This window comes from Acidimicrobiales bacterium, assembly GCA_016794585.1.
Lineage (GTDB): Bacteria > Actinomycetota > Acidimicrobiia > Acidimicrobiales > DATDAH01 > JAEUJM01.
The window spans coordinates 195517-213734 of sequence record JAEUJM010000040.1 but is presented as its reverse complement, the minus strand read 5'-3'; the positions used below and the strand labels follow the sequence as shown (position 1 = coordinate 213734).

15 protein-coding genes are annotated in these 18218 nt (G+C 73.7%); 8 read left to right on the top strand and 7 right to left on the bottom strand.

The features are described from left to right. Positions 1–35 precede the first annotated feature (35 nt). Entirely contained in the window at positions 36–719 is a 684-nt protein-coding gene (locus JNK12_19425; GenBank protein ID MBL8778120.1) for a hypothetical protein, read from the top strand. An 18-nt stretch (positions 720–737) separates the two neighbouring features. Here JNK12_19425 and JNK12_19420 read toward each other — a convergent pair whose 3' ends face one another. The 6 genes from JNK12_19420 to JNK12_19395 form a co-directional block, all read right to left on the bottom strand. Next, complete coding sequence (locus JNK12_19420; GenBank protein MBL8778119.1) at positions 738–1862, bottom strand: radical SAM protein; 1125 nt, start codon at positions 1860–1862, stop codon at positions 738–740. Positions 1863–2039: 177 nt separating this feature from the next. Further along, positions 2040–3200, bottom strand: a complete 1161-nt coding sequence (locus JNK12_19415; GenBank protein ID MBL8778118.1) for a glycosyltransferase family 4 protein — start codon at positions 3198–3200, stop codon at positions 2040–2042. Then, positions 3191–4390, bottom strand: a complete 1200-nt coding sequence (locus JNK12_19410; protein MBL8778117.1) for a glycosyltransferase family 4 protein — start codon at positions 4388–4390, stop codon at positions 3191–3193. The genes JNK12_19415 and JNK12_19410 overlap by 10 nt, the downstream gene beginning before the upstream one ends. Then, positions 4387–5475: a glycosyltransferase family 4 protein gene (locus tag JNK12_19405; protein MBL8778116.1), complete on the bottom strand. Its 1089-nt coding sequence runs from the start codon at positions 5473–5475 to the stop codon at positions 4387–4389. The genes JNK12_19410 and JNK12_19405 overlap by 4 nt, the downstream gene beginning before the upstream one ends. Then, complete coding sequence (locus JNK12_19400) at positions 5472–6644, bottom strand: hypothetical protein (GenBank protein ID MBL8778115.1); 1173 nt, start codon at positions 6642–6644, stop codon at positions 5472–5474. The genes JNK12_19405 and JNK12_19400 overlap by 4 nt, the downstream gene beginning before the upstream one ends. Beyond that, a complete protein-coding gene (locus tag JNK12_19395) occupies positions 6638–7813 on the bottom strand; it encodes a glycosyltransferase family 4 protein (protein MBL8778114.1) in 1176 nt (391 codons plus the stop codon). The genes JNK12_19400 and JNK12_19395 overlap by 7 nt, the downstream gene beginning before the upstream one ends. A gap of 95 nt (positions 7814–7908) precedes the next feature. Between JNK12_19395 and JNK12_19390 the strand changes: the two genes are divergently transcribed. The 5 genes from JNK12_19390 to JNK12_19370 are packed head-to-tail and all read left to right on the top strand — an operon-like array spanning position 7909 to position 15222. Next, positions 7909–9498 (top strand): radical SAM protein, encoded by a 1590-nt coding sequence (locus tag JNK12_19390; protein MBL8778113.1) that lies wholly within the window; start codon positions 7909–7911, stop codon positions 9496–9498. Beyond that, positions 9495–11009, top strand: coding sequence for an SPASM domain-containing protein (locus JNK12_19385; protein MBL8778112.1), 1515 nt, complete (start codon positions 9495–9497; stop codon positions 11007–11009). The genes JNK12_19390 and JNK12_19385 overlap by 4 nt, the downstream gene beginning before the upstream one ends. After that, positions 11002–12486, top strand: a complete 1485-nt coding sequence (locus JNK12_19380; GenBank protein MBL8778111.1) for an SPASM domain-containing protein — start codon at positions 11002–11004, stop codon at positions 12484–12486. Before JNK12_19385 ends, JNK12_19380 begins: the two co-directional genes overlap by 8 nt. Before the next feature lie 13 nt (positions 12487–12499). Beyond that, entirely contained in the window at positions 12500–13930 is a 1431-nt protein-coding gene (locus tag JNK12_19375; protein MBL8778110.1) for a twitch domain-containing radical SAM protein, read from the top strand. Between the two features lie 47 nt (positions 13931–13977). After that, positions 13978–15222 carry a PQQ-dependent sugar dehydrogenase gene (locus JNK12_19370; GenBank protein ID MBL8778109.1) on the top strand — a complete coding sequence of 415 codons (1245 nt, stop codon included), beginning with the start codon at positions 13978–13980 and terminating at the stop codon, positions 15220–15222. Between the two features lie 46 nt (positions 15223–15268). Here JNK12_19370 and JNK12_19365 read toward each other — a convergent pair whose 3' ends face one another. Next, entirely contained in the window at positions 15269–15934 is a 666-nt protein-coding gene (locus JNK12_19365; GenBank protein ID MBL8778108.1) for a PIG-L family deacetylase, read from the bottom strand. A 79-nt stretch (positions 15935–16013) separates the two neighbouring features. Here JNK12_19365 and JNK12_19360 point away from each other — a divergent pair, with 79 nt between their 5' ends. Further along, positions 16014–17204 carry a glycosyltransferase family 4 protein gene (locus JNK12_19360; GenBank protein ID MBL8778107.1) on the top strand — a complete coding sequence of 397 codons (1191 nt, stop codon included), beginning with the start codon at positions 16014–16016 and terminating at the stop codon, positions 17202–17204. Further along, positions 17201–18211 carry a glycosyltransferase gene (locus JNK12_19355; protein MBL8778106.1) on the top strand — a complete coding sequence of 337 codons (1011 nt, stop codon included), beginning with the start codon at positions 17201–17203 and terminating at the stop codon, positions 18209–18211. Before JNK12_19360 ends, JNK12_19355 begins: the two co-directional genes overlap by 4 nt. The last annotated feature ends 7 nt before the right edge of the window (positions 18212–18218 follow it).

Genomic DNA, 18218 nt, shown 5'->3' with positions numbered 1-18218 from the left:
ACGTGATCCCGGTGTTCGGGCCGGCGGATCACTCGTTGTTCACGCTGTCGCGCGACGAGTTGGCGCCGATCGTGGCGGCGCTGGAGGTGGAGGACGCGGAGGTGCGCCCCCGCCTCGGGCGCAACCAGGGCCAATGGGACCGCGCCATCGCCATCTTGCGCGACCAGCTGGCGCGGACGGGGTCCGAGAGCAGTCGCTCGGTCCAACTCGTGCGCATCCGGTCGGGCCACGAACGTCGTGCGGTGCGCCGTCGCGAGCTGATGGAGCGCCGCACCTCGCTCCACAACCAGCTCGCGGACGCCCTCGCAGCCCGACTCCACGCCGTGCGCGTGCGCACCGCGGAGGGACTGCTGGAGGGTGCGATCGACGATCTCCGGGCATGGGCAGGACGCGACCCGATCGAGCTCGCCGTCGACGCCGACGCGGTCACTGCGGTGCTCGCGCCTGGGTGGGCCGCCGCGCTTCGGGTCGATGGGTGGATGGGCCTCGACATCGACGCGATCGGCGGGGCCACGGCGTGGCTGGGTGAGGTCGACTACGAGCTCCCGAGGGACCTCTCGGGGACCGATCGACTCGTCGTGGTCAACGATTCGGTGGTCCGCCGCACAGACGGGACGCTGCGCTTCCGCACCCTCTACGCCCCGGTGCTCGGCTGGATGGCGATCGCCAGCCCCGACCCGATGCCGGCACTCGGCGGTGCGCCGCTCACCCCGGCCTGATCGGGCCCGGCGGATGGGTCAGGTGGCGGTGGGTGCGCTGGTGATGCGCACCGGCACGCCGGCGCGGCGGTCGCCGCGGGCGGCGGCCTCGTCCCGCCAGGTGGCCACCTGGGAGTGCACGAAGCGCTCGAACACCTCGCGGTTGCCCCGGCAGGCGTCGCCCTCGGGGCCGTCGGCGGGCTCGGGCAGGGTCTTGGCCGCCAGGGTGTCGTGGATGTGCGACAGCTCTTCCGCGGACAGGTTGTGCAGGGCGAGGTCCTCGGGGTACCGGATGGTGTTGAACCACAGGTAGACCTGGCGCTCGCTGGCGAACCAGACGAAGTCCGCCATCTCGTCCCAGTTCATGCGCATGGGGTTCACCATCACGGCCAGGTTGCGACCGTCGGCGTGGCAGTACGCCCGGTACTCCTCGAAGTTGGACAGGACCTCGGCGAGGTCGCCGTTCACCCGGATCTCGGCGTAGCGCTCGGGGATGAGCGAGTCGATGGAGATGTTCACGTGCACGTTGCAGCGCTCCATCATGCGCCGGGCCTTGGCGTTGATGATGGTGCCGTTGGTGGCGATGGTGATCTTCAGGTCGGGCCGCACCTCGGCCACCCGCTCGGCGATCTTGTGCACGAGGGGCTGCATGAGCGGCTCGCCCCCGTTGAAGCGGAGCTCCTGGAGGTGGGGGAGCAAATCCGCCACCTGGTCGACGAAGGTGTCGTCGTAGGGGCTCACCAACGGGGGCTTCTTCTCGCGGTTGCGCCGGATCTTCGACGAGAGCTGCCCGGAGCACATCACGCACTCGAGGTTGCAGAGGTTGGACAGCTCGAGCTCGAGCATCGTCGGCCACCCGACGATCGGGTGCCCGTTGTCGTAGGCGGCCGCCAGCGGGAGGTTGCCCGTCTCGATGTTGTGCTCGCAGACCTGGCACCCGTTCGGGAACTGGTGGCGCCGGTGGGCCTCACGCAGCTTGGTGAAGTGCGGGCCGTTCCAGATGTCGGCGATGGAGACGTCGGGGGACCAGCGGGGCGTGCTGGCGGTGAAGTGGAGCCAGCAGGGCGCCACCTGGCCGTCGACGGTGAAGTAGAGGTTGGTCAGCGGCGCGTTGCACACGCTGTCCCGGAACGGCGTCTCGCGCGACGCCTGCCAGGCCGCCACGGCTGGCGTGTCGGAGGCGTCCGTGGCATCCGTGGCGCGAGGGCGGAGAAGGGCGGCGAGGCGGGAGCGGGCGATGCCAGGAGTGTACGGGCCGGGCCCGTCGCCATTGGTGCCGTTGGGGGGCTGCTGTTGGTGGGGCTGCCGTTGGTGAAGGTGCGTCGGGAGCCGGTCGTGGCGTCAGCGCTCGAGCACCCGGGCGAGCAGGTCCCGGGCGCCGACGCTCACGTCGTGGTGGCCGCGCGCCGCCTGGCAGCCCTGCTCGACGAGGGCGCGCCGAGCGCCTTCGTCGGTGGCGAGGCCGGCCACGGCCTCGACCAGGGCGTCCACGTCGAGGTAGGGCACCGCCAGGGCCGTGGCCCCGGCGGGGGTCTCGCGCAAGATGTTGTCGGTGCGCACCACCGCGGTGCCGGCTCCGACCGCCTCGAACACGAGCAGCTCGGCGGGCTCGTGGCGGTTGGACAGCACCAGGACGTCCATGGCGTCGAGGAAGTCGAAGGGCTTCGGTCCGCTGACGATCGTCGTGCAGCCGTCGACACCGGCGTTGCGCAGGTCGTGGCGGAACGGCCAGAGCACCCGGTCGTCCGGGTCCTCGGCGATCCAGAGGAACCGCAGGCGTCGGCCCGGGAGGCGCCGGCGCAGCCCCCAGGCCAGCAGGACGAACTGCTCGGGCTCGGCCCACCAGTCGGCAGGTCCGGTGGCCCCGACCACGAACTCGTCGGCGGCGATCCCCAGTTCGTCGCGCGTCGGGGGGTGCAGCGACACGAGCGGGCTCTCCACCCCGGCGGCGATCACGTAGTCGTGGCGCACGATGCGGTGCCGGGGGATCCCCAGGTCGCGGTGGAGCGCCTCGGCGATCTCGTCGGACGCAGCCACGAACACCGACGCACGTGCCGCGATCAAGGCCCGGTCCGAGGCGCTCACCCGGTCCCCCTCCAGCTCCCCGATGTCGTGCACGTGGACCACCGAGCGGGGCCCGGGGCCGACGACGAAGCCCAGGATGCGGGCGGCCTCGAGCCCGTTGACGTAGAGCAGATCGGTCGATCGCCGCTGGAGGACCCACCAGCGCAGCCGGGTGCTCTTGAGCAGGCTGGTGAGCCGGCGGAGCCCGAGCACCTCGGCCACCCGGGCCGGGCGCCACGCGTTGAGCTCGTCGAGCACGCGGACCGGGGCCAGCTCGGCGAACTGGTCGAGCAGCGGGCCGTCGTGCCACGACAGCACCTCGGTCTCGACCTCGGTCTGGAGGCGCAGCCAGCGCAGCAGGTAGAGGAGGAACACCTGGCCGCCTCCCACCGCCCCGTCGCGGGTGACGAACACGATGCGCCGGACGCCTAGATCCATCGTTCGAGCTCCCGGTGGATGGCGGCGGCGCCGGTCTCCACGCCGTTCTCGCTCCGGGCCTTGGCCCTGGCCGCATCACCGAGCCGGTCCCGGAGCTCGTCGTCGCCCAGCACCTCGAGGGTCCGCTCGGCCATCGCCGCGAGATCCGGGTACGGCACCACGAAGCCGCGCTCGCCGTCGCCCACGAACTCGGGCATGCCGCCGTTGTCGAAGCAGATGATGGGCACCCCGAGCGACGCGGCCTCGAGGCACACCAGCGGGAAGGCGTCCTCGCGGGCCGGCAGCAACAGCACGTCGAACAGGCGGAACCAGGGGAGGGGGTCCGACTGGTGCCCGAGGAAGTGCATGCGGTCGGCGAGGCCGGCGTGCTCGACGTCGTAGCGGACGGGCTCGAGCTCGGGCCCGCCGGCCTCGCCGCCCACCCAGACGAAGTGGGGGGCGGGGCCGGGGTGGCGGTCGCCCATGAGACGGGCGACCTGGACGAAGAGGTCCGGGGCCTTGCGCCAGTGCGTGAGGCCGGCGGCGCCGACGATCGGGGCATCGTCGGGGATGCCGAGCGAGGATCGCAGCGCAGCCGTCTCGGCGAGGGGCACGTCCTCCGGAGGAAGCTCGACGAAGCCGTATTGGCGGGTGATCTGGTCGGGGGTTGCCCCGAAGACCCGCTCGGTGTCCTCGGACACGGCGTCCGACACCGTGATGTAGTGGCGGGTCACCTCTCTGATGAGCTCCCGGTCCTCGGGGGGGAGGTGGAAGTCGAGGCCGACCGAGAGCTCGTGCACGTGCGTGAGCACGATGGGGTCCTCGAGCGGGAGGTAGCGCAGCGGCCGGACACTGCCGCAGGTGTTGACGTAGACCACGTCGAAGTCGCGGACGCCGCGCATGCGCCACCGGAGGGCGGCGGCACGGATCCGGGGTGCGTGGCGCTCGAGCCCGAACTTCCACGCGAGTGAGTCGAGCACGACGGCCGGGCGCGGGGGGTCCCACTCGTCGAGGATCCAGACGGGGGCCAGCGACCGGAACTCCTCCTCGAGCTCGCCGCCCTGGAGGAACACGATCCCGAAGTCGAGGTCGGTGTGGGCCCGCAGCCACCGGGCGAGGTGCAACAGGATGATCGGTGGTCCGGTGCGCTCGGCGGCGTGGGACAGGAACAGCACCCGGCCCTTCCGGCGCCGACGGGAGACGGCGGTCATGGGACCGCCAGTGCGGTGAGCTCGGCCGCCACCCGGGTGCCGCACCGGTCGAGCTGGTGATGCGTGGCCACGTGGGCGGCCACGCGCGTCCCCATGGCCGTCCGTTCGCCAGGGTCGCCGGCCAGCGCGACCAGCTCGGCGGCGAGGGACTCCACCTCGGGGTAGGGCACCACCCGCCCGCCGCCCGAGTCGCGCACCAGATCGGCCATGCCCCCGCCGTCGAAGGTCACGACGGGCACGCCGAACGAGGCCGCGGTCAGGCAGGCGAGGGGGAAGTCGTCCTCACGAGAGCACAGGGCGTAGAGGTCGAACGCTCCCAACCAGGGGTCGATGTCGGCCTGGTCGCCGACGTAGAGCAGGCGGTCGCCGAGGTCGAGGAGGGCCAGGTCGGCGGCCTCGTCCCAGTGCCGGGACGAGGGAAGGGGCGCGCCGACCCACACGAAGCCAAGGTCGAGGCCGGGTGCGGCGCGGGTGGCCTCCCATGCGGCGTGAGCGAACAGGTCGGGCGCCTTGCGCCACTCTCGGCCACCGCAGGTGCCCACGAGCACGGTGTCGGGTCCGACGCCCAGGCTCCGGCGGACCGCGTCGCGGCCGCTCGGGCCGCTGCCGGAGGGGACGAAGTAGGGCACCTGGGCGATCTTGTCGCGGGGTATGCCGTGGCGGCGAACCAGGTTGTCCGCCGCGCAGTCCGGGCCGACCAGGTACCGGTCGGTGATCTCGATCATCCAGTCGTGGTCCGCGGCGGGTAGCCAGTAGCGGAGTCCGACCTCGAGCTCGTGCACGTGGGTGACCACGACGGGGGGTCGGCGCCCGCGCTCGCGCAGCGGCTGCACGCTGATGGCCGTGTTGACGTAGACGATGTCGGCCGCGTCGACCAGCGCCAGGGCGGCGTCGGGCCCGTCCGCCCAGACCCGCGTGGGGCCGTGGGCGGCGAACTCGGCCGTCAGCGGACCACCCTCGACCAGCACCACACTCAGCTCGAGGTCGGTGTGCTCGGCCAGCCAGCCGACCACGCCCAGGGCGTAGAGGGGCGGCCCGGAGCGCCGCCCCTCGTGCACGAGGAAGCAGACGCTGGGGTCGCTCACGGTGCGACCTCGCCGAGGAGGTGGGACCGCGCCCGTGCCAGGGTCGTGGGTCGGGGCCGGTCCAGCGCGTCCACCACGGCTGCGGCGAGCGCCGCGGTGTCGGGATAGGTCACGGTCGTGCCGCGTCCGAGGGTGAGGGCCTCGCTCTCGGGCAGGTCGAAGCGCACGACCGGCACCTCGAGCACGTCGAGGAGGGCGGCGAAGGGCTCGGGGAGCGGGGTGAAGGCGGCGGGAAGGTCCCGGTCCTCGGCGAGGTACCAGCCCACGGTCGGGTCGTACGGCAGGGTCAGGGGGCGATGGCCGGGGAGCACGACCACGTCGGCCCGCCGCACGAGCTCGTGGTAGTCGTCGCGCTCACCGAGCCAGTGGAAGGTGGCGGCGACCCCGAGCCGATCGGCGTCGAAGCGGTACGGGAAGTGGCTCGGCCCCTCCGGGTGCCCACCCACCCAACCGAAGTGCACGGGGGCCCCGGGCAGGGCCGCTCGGACCCGGCCCGCCATCGCCACGAACTGGTCGGCGCCGCCGTCCCAGTCGAGAGGGCCGAGGCCGAGGACGAAGGGGCGACCGTCGGGGATGCCCACGGCCGCGGGTGCGGTCAGGGGCGGGAGGCGGAGGTGGAGCGACCAGTGCAGCCGGGGCCACAGGTGCTCGAACACGGCCACGTCGACGTCGGGATCCTCGGCTCGGCAGGCGGCGGCGGTCGCGTCGTCCCGGGCCACGACGGTGTCGGCGGCCGTGAGGGTGGTCGCCAGGGACTCGGGGTCCTCCGGCGGCCGCCAACCGAGGACGGCCCCGACGGGGACCCCGGGGGGCAGGTAGTGGGCCATCTCGGGCCGGAGCAGCCCGAGCACGACCACCGACGCGGGGTGGTGGGCCCGGTGCCACCACCAGCGCATGCGGGCGTGGCGCAGCCGGCGGGCGACCGGGGCGAGGCCGTGCTTGGCCAGCCAGATGGGCAGGCGCCACCGGTTCACGTCCTCGATGTCGCCGACCGGACCCAGGGCCTCCAGGTCGAGCACCGACTTGCCGCGGTCCCAGCAGATCACCGAGAGCTCGTGGCCGTCGGCCCGCAGGCGGTCGAGCAGGAGGGCGTAGGCCCGTCGCTCCCGGTCCTCGCGCACGGCGTGGACGACCACGAGGACCGATGAGGGGCGTTCATCCCTCACCATGCGCCGAGATCCTGAAGCGCTCGGCGCAGGACGGGCGCCGCGACCTCGGTGACGTGGTGGGCACGGGTGTGGGCCGCGGCGGCGGCACCGAGTCGCCGACGCTCGGTCTCGTCGGCGGACCAGCCGGCGAGCACGTCGGCGAACGCCTCGACGTCGGGGTAGGGGACCACGGCGCCCGCACCGCCGTCGTGCACGAGCTCGACCATGCCGCCGGTGTCGAAGGTCACGAGAGGCACCCCCGCGGTGGCCGCTTCGAGCGCGGCGAGGGGGAAGGCGTCCTCCCGGGAGGTGAGGGCGAAGGCGTCGGCCAGGCGGAACCAGGCCCCCGGGTCGTCCTGCGCACCGAGGAACCGCACCACGCGGTCGACGCCGAGGTGTCGGGCCTCGTGGTCCAGGGGCCACCAGGTCGGGCCGGCAGTGGCGCCGCCGACCCAGAGGAAGGCGAGGGGACGGTCGGTCCGCTCGCGCAGCGCGGCGGCGAGAGCGACGAACAGGTCGGGCCCCTTTCGCCACTCGGTCATCCCCGAGCCGATGACCACGAACGCCTCGGGGTCGATGCCGGCCGCGGCTCGGAGCGGACCACGGCGCTCCGGGTCCACCGGGGGGACCGGCTGCACGAACTCGTGGTGGACCTCGATGCGGGAGGCCGCCACACCGTGGGTGGCGACGAGGTTGTCGGCGACGGCCTGCGACGCGGCGATGAAGCGTCGTGGGCGCTCGAGGAGCAGGGTGCGCTCGGCGGGCGCCAGTTGGTATCGCAGGGCGACCTCGAGCTCATGGACGTGGGCGACCACCGTCGCCGTCGGCGGCACGAGCGCGAGGGTGCGCAAGGTCGCGGGCGACGCCGTGTTCAGGTACACGAAGGGAGCATCTCGCCAGGTGCGCAGGCGGCCCCGGTCCCGGGCGGCGCGCAGCCTGGAGGCGGGCCCACCGAGACCGGCGCGGGCGAGGCCGTGCTGGGCCACCCGGAGGGCGGTCCAACGGGGGTCGAGGACGCGCACCGGGCCCCACTGCCGGTACTCGGCGAGCAGTGGGCCGCCCCGGGTCAGGGCGGTGACGAAGGGCAGGTCCCCCTGGGCGGCCAGCCACCGCTGGAAGTTGGCGAGGAACACCGGGGGACCCGTGCGGTCGGCGCCGTGGCCGAGGAACAGCACCGGGGGCGGCGTCACGCCGACAGGGTAGGGCGACCGGCCACACGGCCCCGCGGCGTGCCCGCGAGGTGGGGCCCCGGTGGTGCGAGCGGGGGCTCCGGTAGCCTCGCCCCGTGCGCCTGTCGCTGCCGACCCCGGTGCGGCGTCCCTCGCGCCGCCGTCGCTCCGACCCCGCGGTGTCCGGGCCCCTCTGCCGGGCGCCGTTCACGTCGATGTACCTCGACCAGCACGGCGACGTGCGGGCCTGCTGCATGAACGACACGTTCCCGCTGGGCAACGTCACGGCGGCGCCTCTCGAGGAGATCTGGCGCGGGGAGGCGGCGCGGCGGCTGCGCCGAGCGATCGAGGCCGGCGACCTCGACCTGGGCTGTGGCTTCTGCAGGCCCGCGGTCGAGCGCGGCCGACCGGACCAGTCCTACGCCCGTTGGTTCGAGGAGTTCGACCTCGACGGCGCCGACCCGCCGTGGCCCCGACAGCTCGAGCTGTCCATCACCAACACCTGCAACCTGCGCTGCGTCATGTGCAACGGCGAGTGGTCGTCGTCGATCCGCGCGCAGGTCGAGCACCGCCCCCCACTGCCCACGGTCTACGACGACGCCTTCTTCGACCAGCTCCGGCCCTTCCTGGCCCATCTCGACCGCGTGAAGCTCTACGGCGGCGAGCCCTTCCTCGCCTCCGAGACGCTCCGGGTCATGGAGATGCTGGTCGAGGAGGGCCTCACCACCCGCTGCCACCTCACCACCAACGGGACGCAGTGGACCCCCCGGGTCGAGCGGATCCTCTCGATGCTCCCGGTGGACGTGTCGGTCTCGCTCGACGCCGCCTCCGCCGAGACCTATGAGTCCATCCGGCGCGGCTCGTCGTGGGCGCAGGTACGGGCCAACCTCGACCGCTTCTGCGAGTGGGGCCGGCGTCGGGAGACGTTCGTGAGCGTCACCTTCTGCCTGCTGACGGTGAACTGGCACGAGCTGGGCGCGTTCTTCGCCTTGGCCGACTCGCTCGGGGTCGACGGCACGGTGAACCAGGTGTCGCAGCCGGCGCACCTCACCCTCGAGGGGCTCGATGACGACGAGTTCGAGCACGTGGTCACCACCCTCGAGGGCGAGGACGACCGGTGGTCCGCGGCGCTGGGGCAGAACCGACCGATGTGGGAAGAGCAGCTGGCCCTGCTGCAGGCGGCGCGCGAGCAGCGACGGGCCGCGCCGACACCCACCCCGGTCCCGGCGCCGCCGGCCGAGACCCCCGTCGTGGCCCCGGTCCCGGGGGTCGACCAGGCACAGGCCTTCGCGCGCGCCGCCCGGGACGCGGCGGCGGGTCGGCCCGCGGCGGGGGACGGGCCTGACGCACCCGGCCCTTGGTGCGAGCGCCATGTCCCGGCCGGCGCAGCGTGCGTGGCGCTGGACGAGGACGGTCGGGTGTGCCGCGAGCCGGCGGCGGGGGTGCTCACCCTCGATCCGGGGTCGCTGGACGGGCGTCACCACGGCGAGATCCAGGGGGTCGTGGCCGCGGCGCTCGGCCCCATCGAGCGCGTCGACCACGTGCTCGTGGCCGACCGCGTCGAGCTCTCGTCGGTGCACCTGCGCGATGGGCGGGTCCTTGACGTGGTCGCCACGCCCGTCCCCGACGACGACGCGGGCGAGGGCGATGGGGTCACCGTCCTCTACTTCTCGTGGGCGACGGCCGGCGGGAGCCCGCCACCGTGAGCCCGGTCGCCTGTCACGCCCCCTTCGTGTCGATGGAATTCGACCCCGCGGGTCACGTCTACACGTGCTGTGCCAACCAGCAGTACCCGATGGGGCGGGTGGGCGAGTCCTCCCTGGCCGAGATCTGGGGAGGGTCGAGAGCCCAGGCGCTGCGGGCGGCCCTGGCCGTCGGGGACCTGACCCTCGGCTGCAACAGCTGCCGCTGGGCGGAGGACCACGGCAACGACGCCACCGTGGCCCGCCTGTACGACGCCTACCCGATCCCCGACGCGACGCCGGCCCCGCCGACGCGCATGACCTTCGCCCTGAGCAACCGCTGCAACCTCGAGTGCGTGATGTGCAACGGCGAGCTCAGCTCCAGGATCCGCGTCCGCGAGGGCCGCCCGCCGCTGCCGGCGGTCTACGGCGACGCCTTCTTCGCCGAGCTCGACGATTTCCTGCCCTCGCTCGTCCAGGCCAGCTTCCTCGGTGGCGAACCCTTCCTCGCGGCCGAGAACTTCCGCATCTGGGACCGGCTGGTCGAACGCGGCCTGCAGCCCCGGTGCGCGGCCGTCACCAACGCCACCCGCTTCGACGCCAAGGTCGAGGCCGTCCTGCGCCACCTGCCCTTCGACATCACGGTCTCGATGGACGGGACCACGGCGTCGACGGTGGAGGCCATCCGCCGCAACCTCGACTTCGACGAGGCGATGGCCCACGCCGCCCGCTTCCGTGAGTACACGGCCGGCGCCGGCACCGCCTTCGGGTTCAACTTCTGCCTGACCGTCCACAACTGGCACGAGCTCGGCGACTTCCTCGTGCTCGCGGACGGTTGGGATGCCGACGTACGGGTCATCAGCGTGAGCGAGCCCGGCCACTGCCTGCACGACCTCGACGAGGCCGGCCTCGCCGAGGTGCTGGCGGGCCTCGAGGCAGAAGACGAGCAGCGCCGGTCGACCCTCGGGCGCAACCGCCACTGCTGGGAGGTCGAGGTCGAGCAGGTCCGCCGCGTCCTCGGCGAGCGCGGCCGCGGCGTGCCCGTCACCCTTCGCCAGCCGGTCGCCGTCGACGGGCCCGTGATCGTCGCGTCCGGCGGTGCGGTCCGTGTCGGTGCCGCCGACCGGGCCGGCGCCCTCGCGCGGCGCTTCGCCGCGGGCGGGCCGGTGCTGCGCCTCGACCTCGCGCCGGACGCGACCGTGCTCGCGGCCGCCACCGAGCGGGCCGGCGTCGACGGCGCTCCGCTGGTCGACGAGGCGACGGTCGAGGGCAGTCCCGCGGACGAGGTGCTGGGTTCGGCCGGGCTGGGTCGGGGGCGGCCGCTGTACGCCCTCGATCGTCGGGACGAGGACGGTGTGGTCGACCAGACCCTGCTGGCCACCGACGACCCACCCGCCCGCGGCGCGTCTGGTGCCGTGCTGCGCGTGGTGACCGCCGCGACCGACGGCGGGACGGTGGCCTTCGTCGCGGCCGACCGCTTCTACGAGCGGGAGCAGCCCGTCTCGGTGGCTCCCGTCGGCACCCGCGGTGGGTGAGCAGGCGGTCCACCTCGGGACGGGTCGGGACCCGGAGACGGCCGGCGGGCTCGTGGCGCCCGCCTGCCACGCCCCGTTCTCGTCGCTCTACCTCGACCCGGCCGGGCGGGTCACCGCCTGCTGCGCGAACACCTACCACCCCCTGGGCGACCTCCGGAGCCAGACGCTCACCGAGATCTGGCGGGGCGGACCGGCCCGGGCGCTCCGTGACCGGGTGGCCGACGGGCGCCTCGACCTCGGGTGCGAGCTGTGCGCCGCAGAGGTAGGGCGGGGGTCGGCGGCCACGGCCGAGCTGCGCCGCTTCGACCCGCTGGCCCCCTCCGAGGCCGATCCACCTTGGCCCGTGCAACTGGAGCTGGCCCTCTCGAACGCCTGCAACCTCCAGTGCACGATGTGCAACGGCGAGCTGTCCTCGGCCATCCGCATCCACCGCGAGGGCCGCGCCCCGCTGCCGGCGGTCTACGGCGATGCCTTCTTCGCCGAGCTGGACGCCTTCCTGCCCCACCTGCGCCGACTGTTCCTCCTCGGGGGCGAGCCCTTCCTCGGCGCCGAGCCGCTCCGCGTCCTGGACCGCCTCGTCGAGCTCGGCCTCACCCCCGAGGTCTTCGTGACCACCAACGGCACCCAGTGGTCACCGCGGATCGAGCGCATCCTGGCCCAGTTGCCCCTCGACGTGTCGGTCTCGGTGGACGGGTTCCAGGCGGCCACCGTCGAGGCCATCCGGGTCGGGGTCCACCACGCCGACCTGCTGCGCAACATCGAGCGCTACCGGGAGGCCACCCGCGCCCACGGCGGCGGGTTCTCCCTCACCTTCTGCCTGCAACGGGCCAACTGGCGCGAGCTGGGGGACGTGTTGGCCTGGGGCGACGAGCTGGACCTGCTGGTCGGCGTCTCGACCCTCACCAACCCGCCGCACCTCGGGCTGCACACCCTCGCCGCCCCCGCCCTGGCCGAGGTGGCCGCAGGTCTGCGCGCCGAGGACCCGCGCCGGCAGGCCGGACTGAGGCGCAACCGGCCGGCGTGGGATGCCGCCGTCGCCCGAGTCGAGGGACTGCTCCACGAACGCGTCGGCCTGGCCGAGGACGGGGGCAGCGTCGACGTGCTGGCCGCCGCCGAGGCGCGTGCCGCGGCCTTCGCCGACGGGCGGGGCGTCCACCGGGTGCACGCCGACGCCTCTCAACTCGTGGTCTCGGTCGAGCCCGACCCGCGGGACGTGCTGGGAGTGGACCTCGTCACGCTGCCGGGCGGCCCGACCCGGGCGCTGGGCGAGCGCCTCCGGGCCTCCCTCGGGCCGATCGTGACGTCGGCGCTGGAGGTGCACCCCGACGGTGTCGAGGAGCGGCGTCTCCGCTTCGGTGGCCCCGACGGCGCCACCGACGTGCGGGCCTTCCTCGCACCGACGGGCCCGACCACCCACGTCTGGCTCCTCGCGGCCCGGGACGCACCGGCGGGTCGAGGGGTCCAGCCCGGCAGCTGACACACTGGCGGCGATGGCGTCGCCCTCGGATCCCCTACAGCGTCCCGCCGGGCCGGGGCCCTCGGCGGCCACGCCCGTGCCGGACACCATCTGCCCGCTCCCGTGGCTCAACCTCTCCACCGACGTCAACGGCTCGTCCCGGCCCTGCTGCAAGTTCGCGCAGCCGTCGCCCGAGTCGGACTACCAACTCGCCAACCTGCAGACCGGCGACCTCGACGCGGTCTGGAACGGCGAGGCGATGCAGCGCCTGCGTCGCGACTTCCGGGAGGGCGCCCAGCCCGCGGAGTGCTCGTCGTGCTGGGACGAGGAGGCGGCCGGGATCCCCAGCTTCCGCCAGACCTACGTGGCCGACCGGGGCATCCACACCCCGCCCGACTACGACACCCTCACGCCCGACCACCCGGTCGCCCTCGACCTGAAGCTGACCAACGCCTGCAACCTCAAGTGCCGCATCTGCGGCCCCGTCGCATCGTCGCTGTGGCTGCGGGAGGAGCTGGCGTCGGCGGGGGAGCACGCCGACCCGTACCTCGTCGAGAACAAGGACTACTTCCGGGCCAACAAGATCACCCACGACCCCGCCAACCTGGCCACCTTCCGCCGCTGGCTGCCGCACCTCGACCACCTCGAGCTCACCGGCGGTGAGCCGATGCTGTCGAAGGAGAACCGCGAGGTGCTCGAGCTGATCGCCACCGAGGGCCGCCCCGAGCGCATGACCCTGCTCCTGACCACGAACGCCACCGTCGTGGACGAGCGCATGCTCGACCTGCTCCCGGCCTTCGGCAACGTGGTGGTCACCCTCAGCGTCGACGACATCGGCGAGCGCTTCACCTACGAGCGCTCGCCCGGACGATGGGAGGAAGCGACCGGGATCATGGCCCGCTACGCGGCGATGACCTCCGAGCGCCTCCACGTCGGCTTCAACTGCTCGGTCAGCCCCTTCAACGTCTGGTACCTGCCCGAGATGGTCGACTGGCTGGCGTCCACCCCCGAGCTGGCGGCCGTGCACCTCAACCTCAACCTGGTGCACTACCCGCGCCACTACTGCATCCAGGTGCTCCCGGCCTCGGTCAAGGACGCCGTCGCCGCCCACCTCACCCAGCGCCTCCTCGCCGACCCGGAGGCGTGCCCGCCCGGCGTGGCCGCCCAGGTCGCCGAGGTGGTCGAGTTCCTGTCCGGGAGCCGCGACGACGACGCCGTGCAGTGGCAGGAGTCGCTGGCGGTCACCCGTCACCGAGACGAGATCCGGGGCGAGCGGTTCGTCGACGTGTTCCCGGAGTGGTCACAGGTGCTGCGCGCCCACGACGCCCTCGGCGGGGTCATCGAGGCCGTCGGCGGCGGGGACGTTCCCGACGACGGGACCGGCGGCGATCCGGCCCGTGGGGCGCCTCGCACGGGCACCTCCTGGCTGCGCTTTCCCCGGCGGCGACGGGCCGCCGCGGGCTGACGGGCCGCCGATCGGTCACGGGGGCCGCGGTCTAGGCTGCCGCCTCGATGCCGACCACCCCGGGCTCGCGCCACCTCCCGACCGTCATCGCCGTCGTCGGCGTCGCGGTGACCCTCTTCGCCGGGGCCGCGGTGCTCGTCATCGGGCGGGGTTCGGCCGGCGGCGACCTCGTCGTGGTGTCGCGCGAGGAGCTCGACGCGGCCACGGCCGAGCCCGGCCCCGCTTACCGCCTGGAGGAGATCGCCCGCCTGGAGGCGCCGACGCAGCTGTCGCCCCGCGCCGGCACCGACGACCTCTACGTCAGCCAGCTCGGCGGCCAGGTCGTCCGCCTGGTGCCCTCCCCGGACGGCTCGTTCACGCCGGCGCCCGAGCTGGTGGCCGACGTCTCCGGCGAGGTGAGCGCGCAGGCCGGCCTCGAAGGGCTCGTCGCACTGACGTTCTCGCCGGACGGCACCACGCTCTACCTCGGCTACATCGACAAGGCCCACGACCAGGTCGTGGCCGCCCTGCCGATGAGCGCCGACGGCGCCACCGCCGGCGACGCCGTCGAGATCATGACCGTCGACCGCCCACCGGGACCGCCGAACAACCACATCGGCGGGTCCCTGGCCTTCGGGCCCGACGGCTACCTCTACGTCGGCACCGGCGACGGCGGGGCCGGCGCCTTCCAGGCCCCCGACCCCGTCAGCTACTACGGCAAGGTGCTGCGCATCGAGCCCGACCCCGTCAACGGCGGCTACACCTCGCCGGAGGGGAACACGCTGGACGGGCCCGACGCGCTGCCCGAGCTCTGGACGCAGGGCATGCGCAACCCCTTCCGGATCGACTTCGACCGCGAGACGGGCGACCTCTGGATCGCCGACGTCGGCGAGGAGTCCCTCGAGGAGGTGAACCGACTCGGGGTCAACGAGGCCTACGGCCGGGGCATCAACCTCGGCTGGCCGCAGTACGCCGGCAGCACCGAGTACTACATCGACGAGCCCGCGGCCACCCGCCTTCCCCCCACCCCGCCCAGCTACGAGTACGACCACCGCGAAGGTCGCTGTGCCGTGATCGGCGGTGAGGTCTACCGGGGTGCGCAGTTCTCGGAGCTCGCCGGCAACTACCTGTTCACGGACCTGTGCAGCAAGGCGCTCCTCGGCCTCCGCGGCGCGCCCGACGGAGGCTACGAAGAGTTCACCCTGGCCACCATCGACGAGTCCCAGATCGTGTCCGTCGACGCCGGCAACGACGGTGAGGCCTTCGTCGTCTCGATCAGCGGCGGCGTGTACCGCCTGGTCCCCGCCGCCTGATCGCCCCACGGGGAGGCCGGGGCCCCGGGGGCGACCCGGTCACGGGCTAGGGGAGCTGACCCTCGAATCCCCGGAGCAGGCGGAAGGCCTCGGCCGCCTGCGTCGCGGCGTGGCCGCCCTGGTAGTGCGCGAGGTGGGCGACGCCTTCGGGGGAGCGGGGGTGCGGGGCGGCCTTCGCCTCGGTCGTGTAGGTGGAGAGCGCGGCCAGCTTCACGTCGAGGGTGTCGGTGATGTCCACGAAGTAGTTGGCGTCGAAGGTCTGGCCGTTCCAGTAGGCGGACGCGGGGATCTCGAACTCGAGGATCGACACCGGCGTCACCTGGGGGCGCCACGCGATGCGCACCGCCTCGGCGATGAGCTGGTGGTCGCGGTTGAGGTCGGCGCTTGCATGGGTCATGACGAGATCGGGCCCGTCCACCAGCGGCAGCATCGCGTTGCTCAGCTCGACCATCGACACCTCGTCGAGGCGCTGGTCGGGGAAGCCGAGGAAGCGCGGCTCGTCCACCCCGAGGAGCTTGCAGGCGGCCCGGGCGTCCTCGCGGTTGTCCTGCGAGGACCCTCTGGCGGTGACGATGCCGTCGGACACGATCACGACGTCCACCCGCCAGCCCTCTCGCGTGAGCTTCGCGATGGTGCCACCGCACCCGAGAGTCTCGTCATCGGCGTGGGCGGCGATCACGATGGCGTGGCGCGGCCCGCTCCCGTTGCCCATGTCGCTCCTCGGGTCGGCGGAGCGAAAACCCTAGCGGACCCGTCCTGCGGCCACGTGGGCCTCTATCGTCGGCACGGCCATGGGAACGAACGCGCGACCCCGGGTGGCCTTCGTGACCTACGAGGCCAGCCGCACGGGCTCGCCGATGCTGCTGCTGCGCCTGCTGCGCTGGCTGCGGGCCGAGTCGGGGGTACGTGCCGAGGTGGTGTGCTGGCGCGGTGGCCCCCTCGTCGAACCACTGCGAGCGGTGGCCGACGTCCGGGTGCTGGCTCCCGCAGACCGACGCACGCTGGTGGAGACGATGGCCGTCGGCGCCGGTGAGCTCGGTCTCGGAGCGGTGGGCCGGCGCATCGACGGCGTCCGCCTGCGGCGGGGCCTGGGGGGACGGGCGCCTGCGGATCTGGTGTACCTGAACGGCGTGCCCAGCTTCGTCGCCTTGCCTCACCTCGCTGCCGACGGAGGACCCGTGCTCGGCCACGTCCACGAGCTCGAGTTCGCGCTCTCCCGGTCACTGCCCGTCGGGGAGGAGGCACTGTTGCAGCGCCCCGACCGGTACGTGGCCGTCTCGGCCGCCGTGGCCGACAACCTGGTGGAGCGCCACGGCATCGAGCGCGACCGCGTGACGGTCCACCACGGCTTCGTGGACGACGTGCGCCCGGCTCCCCTCCTCCGCCCCGAGGCCCTGCGCCACCGTCTCGGGATCCCCGACGGTGTCCCCGTGGTGGGGGCCGTGGGCGACGTGATCTGGCGCAAGGGGCCCGACCTCTTCGTGGCCCTCGCCGCGTCGCTCGATCGTGCGGACGGCGGGCCGCCACCCCACTTCGTCTGGGTCGGGGGCACCCCCGGGCGAGGCGTGTGGCAGGAGACGGCCGCGGACATCGCCCAGCGCGGGCTGGCCGGCCGTGTCCACCTGGTGGGGGAGCAGGACCACCCCCGCGACTGGTACGACCTGTTCGACGTGTTCGTGCTCACCTCCCGGGAGGACCCCTTTCCCCTCGTCGCGCTCGAAGCCGCGCAGGCGGGCCGTCCCATCGTCGCGTTCGACCAGGGTGGTGCCCCCGAGCTGTTGACGCCGCCGGGGGAGCCGCCGGTCGGCGTCGTGGTCGCCGCGCTCGACGTCAGAGCGCTCGGCGAGGCCGTCGGGGGCCTGCTCGGGCACCCCGCCGCCGCGGCGGCCCTCGGCGCCGGTGCCGCGGCACGGGTGGCCGAGCGCCACGTGACGTCGGTGGCGGCCCCGGGGCTGCTCGCCGAGATCGAGGCGCTGACGTGAGCGGGCCGAGCGTGTCGGTGGCCCTTTGCACCTACGACGGTGCACGGTGGCTGCCGGCCTTCCTCGACGGCCTGGCGGCCCAGACCCGGCAGCCCGACGAGCTCGTGGTGAGCGACGACGGCTCCCACGACGACACGTTGGAGGTCCTGGCCGCGTTCGCGTCCCGAGCCCCGTTCCCCGTGCACGTGTCCTCCACCCCCGAGCGGCTGGGCTCGACCTTCAACTTCGCCGAGGCCTTCGCCGCCTGCGCCGGCGCACTCATCGCACCGGCAGATCAGGACGACGTGTGGTTGCCGCGGAAGCTCGAGCGCCTGGTCGAGGTCATGGACGCCCAGGGCCTCGCCATGGCCTTCAGCGACGGCACGGTCATCGACGACGCCGGCGACCCCGTCCCCACCTCCCTGTGGGAGGGCGTCGGCTTCGGCCGCCGCAGGCAGCGGGCCTTCGCCCGGGACCCCCTCGGCCTGCTCCTGCGCCGCTCCGTGGTGACGGGCGCGGCGATGATGTTCCGGTCCCGCCACCTCGATCGGCTGCTGCCCTTCCCCGCCGCCCTCAACGGCCCCGGTTCGCTGATGTTGCAGGACCGCTGGATCGCACTCGTCCTGGCCTCGGTCGCCGAGGTGGGAGCGGTGGCGGAGCCGCTCATCGCCTTCCGGCGCCACGCCGGCCAGCAGACGGGCCTGCGCGAGCCCCTGACCACCGGCGAGGTGGCTCACCAACTCCGGCGCACCACCGCGTCCTCGGCCGAGGGGCTGCGCACACGGGCGGCGCAGCTCGACGCGGTGCGGTCCCGCCTCGGCGCCGACGCCCACCCCGACGCCGACGCGCGCCTGGCGTCGGCGGTGGCCCACCTCCGGGTCCGGGCGGCGTTGCCGGCCTCGCGTCCTGCTCGGGTCCCGCAGGTGGCGCGGGAGTGGTCCAGCGGCCGGTACCGGCGCTTCACGGGTGGGTCCCGCAGCGCCGTCGCGGACCTCGTGCGCCCGGCGACGGAGGCCGACCCCCGGTGAACGGCCG